This is a genomic window from Comamonas sp. B-9 (genome assembly GCF_000410635.1).
In the GTDB taxonomy this organism is placed as follows: domain Bacteria; phylum Pseudomonadota; class Gammaproteobacteria; order Burkholderiales; family Burkholderiaceae_C; genus Comamonas.
Window position 1 is genome coordinate 1 of record NZ_APCR01000571.1, and the last position, 3,719, is coordinate 3,719.

Consider the following 3,719-nt stretch of genomic DNA (forward strand, 5'->3'; position numbering starts at 1 on the left):
GCGAGCCCTATGAGCAGCAGCTGGGCCAGGCGCCTGGCATGGACGATGGCGCCAGCAGCCAGGCCGTGCCGCTGTCGGGCCTGCTCAATGCGCTGCCGCAGTGGCTGGCCTTGCCGGCCGATACCCCCGTGGTATTTTACTGCCGCAGCGGCAACCGCAGCGCCCAGGCCGCCCATGCATTGCGCCGGCTGGGCCACCAGCAGGCCTTCAGCGTGGCCGGCGGCCTGGCGCTGTGGCCAGAGCGCGCCACGGCACCCGTCTAAGCTTTGTCTTCAGCGCCAGCGCGGCGCATAAAAAAAGGCCGGCCGGGTTGTGCACCCGTCCGGCCCCCCAAGGAGTATCCGCAAGAATCAACGTCCGTAGGCCGCTTCGCCGTGGGAGGTGATGTCCAGGCCTTCGCGTTCGGCTTCTTCCGTCACACGCAGACCACCGGTCAGCAAACCTGCCACCTTGTACGAGATCCAGGCCACCACACCCGACCACACGATGGTGATCAGCACGCCCTTGGTTTGCACCCAGATCTGGTGGGCCATGTTGTAGCCTTCTGGCTCGACACCGCCGAGGCTGGAGGCGCAGAACACACCGGTCAGGATGGCACCCAGGATACCGCCCACGCCGTGCACACCGAAGACGTCGCAGGTGTCATCGACCTTGAGCAGGCGCTTGAGACCGGACACACCCCACAGGCACAGAGCGCCGGCGAGCAGACCCATGACGATGGCACCCATGGGGCCGACAAAACCAGCGGCTGGGGTGATGACCACCAGGCCACCGACGGCACCCGAAGCGGCACCCAGCATCGAGGGCTTGCCCTTGTGCAGCGTCTCGCAAACCAACCAGCTCACGCAGGCTGCGCCGGTGGCCACGATGGTGTTGATGAAGGCCAGGCCCGCAATACCGTTGGCAGCACCTGCCGAGCCGGCGTTGAAGCCGAACCAGCCCACCCACAGCAGCGATGCGCCCACCATGGTCAAAGTCAGGTTGTGTGGGGCCAGCGCTTCGCGGCCAAAGCCCAGGCGCTTGCCCAGCACATAGGAGCCCACCAGACCGGCCACACCGGCGTTGATGTGCACAACGGTGCCGCCGGCAAAGTCCAGCGCGCCATCCTTGCCCAGCAGACCGCCGCCCCAGACCATGTGGGCAATCGGCAGGTAGCTGAAGGTGAACCACAGCACGGCGAAGATCATCACGGCCGCAAACTTGATGCGCTCGGCAAAGGCACCGACGATCAGCGCCACGGTGATGGCGGCGAACGTGGCCTGGAACGAGACGAACACATACTCCGGCACGGTGGCCATCGCACCCGACAAGGTATCGGGGGTGATGCCCATCAGGAACACCTTGCCGAAGTCGCCAAAGAAGTTGCCTTCACCGGAGAAGGTCAGCGAGTAGCCGTAGATGGTCCACAGCACGGTGATCAGCGAGAAGATCGTGAACACCTGGGCCAGCACCGACAGCATGTTCTTGCTGCGCACCAGACCGCCATAGAACAGCGCCAGACCCGGGATGACCATCAGGATCACCAGCATGGTCGAGGTCATGATCCAGGCGGTATCGCCTGCATTCAGAACGGGAGCTGCCGCATCGGCCGCAGCCGCGTTGCCCGCAGTGGCCAGTGCCACTGCCGCCAGCCCTGCCAAGGAAAGAAGTCGTCTCATGTTGTTCACACCTTCAAGATAAATTGGCTTGTTGCGCGCGCCTTGCCAGCGCGGAGCGCTGTTTTTTAGATCGCGTTCGGGCCGGTTTCGCCGGTACGGATACGCACCACCTGCTCCAGCGGCGAGACAAAGATCTTGCCGTCGCCGATCTTGCCGGTGCGCGCTGCGTTCTCGATGGCCTCGATCACCCGGTCCACCAGGTCCTCGGCCACCGCGATCTCCAGCTTCACCTTGGGCAGGAAGTCCACCACGTACTCGGCGCCTCGGTACAGCTCGGTATGGCCTTTCTGACGGCCAAAGCCCTTGACCTCGCTCACCGTGATGCCTTGCACCCCAATATCGGACAGCGCCTCACGCACTTCATCGAGCTTGAAGGGCTTGATCACCGCCACTACCAGTTTCATGTTCATAGTCTCTCCTGTCGTCACTTATTGCAGCGGCGCTGCATCAAAAAGCCTTGGTCAGCGACACGATCGCGCGACCCTTGTTCACAAAGCCAAAGGCACCGGTCTTGTTGGCGCCCACCCAGGCGGCGCTCAGCGAGAAGCCATCACCCAGGTCGTAGGCACCGCCCACGCTGTAGTCCAGGTAGTTGGGCACGCCCAGGTCCTTGATGTCGCTGGAAAAGCGCGTGTAGCCCACGGCCAGCTTCAAGGTCGTCTTGGGCGCCACTTCCTGGGCGAATGCCACATTCAGGTAACCGGTGTTACGGCCCTTGTACGTGCTGTCGTACTTGGTGCCGGCCCAGCCAAAGTAATCCTTCGACACGGTGTGCGAGTACTTCACGGTCACGGGACCCAAGGTGCCCGAGCCATACAGTTCGGTGGTGTTGCCCAGCGTGTTGCCGGGGTAGACATAGGTCAGCAGACCCACATCCCAGTCCACATCGGCGGCCTTGAACTTGTAGCCACCGTAGAAATCCATCTCCAGCTTGTTGTTGTCGAGCCAGTCGACGGTGGAGTTCCAGTTCCCCACATAAAAGCCGCTGTCGCCAAAGGCGTAGTCGACCCCTCCCTGGAGTGCGGGCTTGACCCATTGGGCACTAGAGGACTTCTGGTCCTGACCGCGGAACTTGTAGTTCGTGGTCACGCTCACATTGGCGGTCAGCTGCGCGCTTGCCACCATTGGCAGCGCCAGGAACGCTGCCCCCGCCACCACCATCCAGCCTCTGTTGCTCATTGCCATTGCCACACTCCTTGTTGATGAATTCGACCCATCCGTTTGTGGCAAGCACAATGCACAGAGCGTGCCAAACCCAGCGCCACCCGCTGCGTTGCGCGCACCAGACAAGCGCAGCGCGCTATATTTTTTTGCAAATGCTTACGTTCTGAGCCGCCACGGGGCGGCCAGGGGCGCGGAATGGCAGGCCGGCGCCGCCGCCACCCCGGCCCCGGGCTGTCGCCACTTGTTGCTGCCAGCGACTTTTGCGATGCTGGTGGCAGCCGTGCCTCCAAGAGGTGCTTCGCAATGCACCAAAAAGGTGCAAAACCACAAGGAAGCCCGCCCATGAGTCTCGCCGTGGTGCACAGCCGGGCCCTGGTCGGGCTCACCGGCCATCCCGTCAGCGTCGAAGTCCATCTGGCCAATGGCCTGCCCAGCTTCACCCTGGTCGGCCTGGCCGATCTGGAAGTGAAGGAAGCGCGCGAACGCGTGCGCTCGGCGCTGCAAAACAGCGGGCTGGAGTTTCCGCACAACAAGCGCATCACCGTCAACCTCGCTCCCGCTGACCTGCCCAAGGAGTCGGGCCGCTACGACCTGGCCATTGCGGTCGGCATTCTGGCGGCCAGTGGCGCCATCGATGCGGACCGGCTCCAGGACTATGAATTTGCCGGCGAGCTGTCGCTGTCGGGTGCCTTGCGCCCAGTGCGCGGTGCGTTGGCCGCCAGCATGGACCTGCACCAGCGCGGCCAGCAGGTGCGCCAGGTGCTGCCCCCGGGCAGTGCAGAGGATGCCGCCCTGGTGCCCGATGCCGAGGTCTACCGCGCCAGCCACCTGTTGGATGTGGTGCAGCACTTTGCGCCCCAGGCCGCCAGCGCCGAGCCCGAGGCAGCGCCCAGCCAG

Annotated in this window: 5 protein-coding genes; 2 read left to right on the forward strand and 3 right to left on the reverse strand. The window is 63.9% G+C overall.

Annotation, left to right across the window (positions count from 1 at the left end; genetic code table 11):
* Nucleotides 1–263: rhodanese-like domain-containing protein (locus tag H928_RS26330; protein WP_021025637.1), on the forward strand; the 263-nt coding region annotated here is incomplete at its 5' end.
* A gap of 87 nt (nucleotides 264–350) precedes the next feature.
* Here the strand turns inward: H928_RS26330 and H928_RS0105710 are convergent.
* The 3 genes from H928_RS0105710 to H928_RS0105720 all read right to left on the reverse strand — a co-directional run bounded on the left by H928_RS0105710 (nucleotide 351) and on the right by H928_RS0105720 (nucleotide 2,837).
* Nucleotides 351–1,658: an ammonium transporter gene (locus H928_RS0105710; protein ID WP_043338911.1), complete on the reverse strand. Its 1,308-nt coding sequence runs from the start codon at nucleotides 1,656–1,658 to the stop codon at nucleotides 351–353.
* A gap of 65 nt (nucleotides 1,659–1,723) precedes the next feature.
* On the reverse strand, nucleotides 1,724–2,062 hold the full coding sequence (gene glnK / locus H928_RS0105715) for a P-II family nitrogen regulator (RefSeq protein WP_027010591.1): 339 nt from the start codon (nucleotides 2,060–2,062) through the stop codon (nucleotides 1,724–1,726).
* 43 nt (nucleotides 2,063–2,105) lie between these two features.
* Nucleotides 2,106–2,837 (reverse strand): TorF family putative porin, encoded by a 732-nt coding sequence (locus H928_RS0105720; RefSeq protein ID WP_021025640.1) that lies wholly within the window; start codon nucleotides 2,835–2,837, stop codon nucleotides 2,106–2,108.
* Nucleotides 2,838–3,164: 327 nt separating this feature from the next.
* On the opposite strand from H928_RS0105720, the gene H928_RS0105725 reads away from it, so the two are divergent.
* Nucleotides 3,165–3,719, forward strand: a 555-nt coding sequence (locus H928_RS0105725) for a magnesium chelatase domain-containing protein (protein WP_021025641.1), incomplete at its 3' end; no start/stop codon positions are given.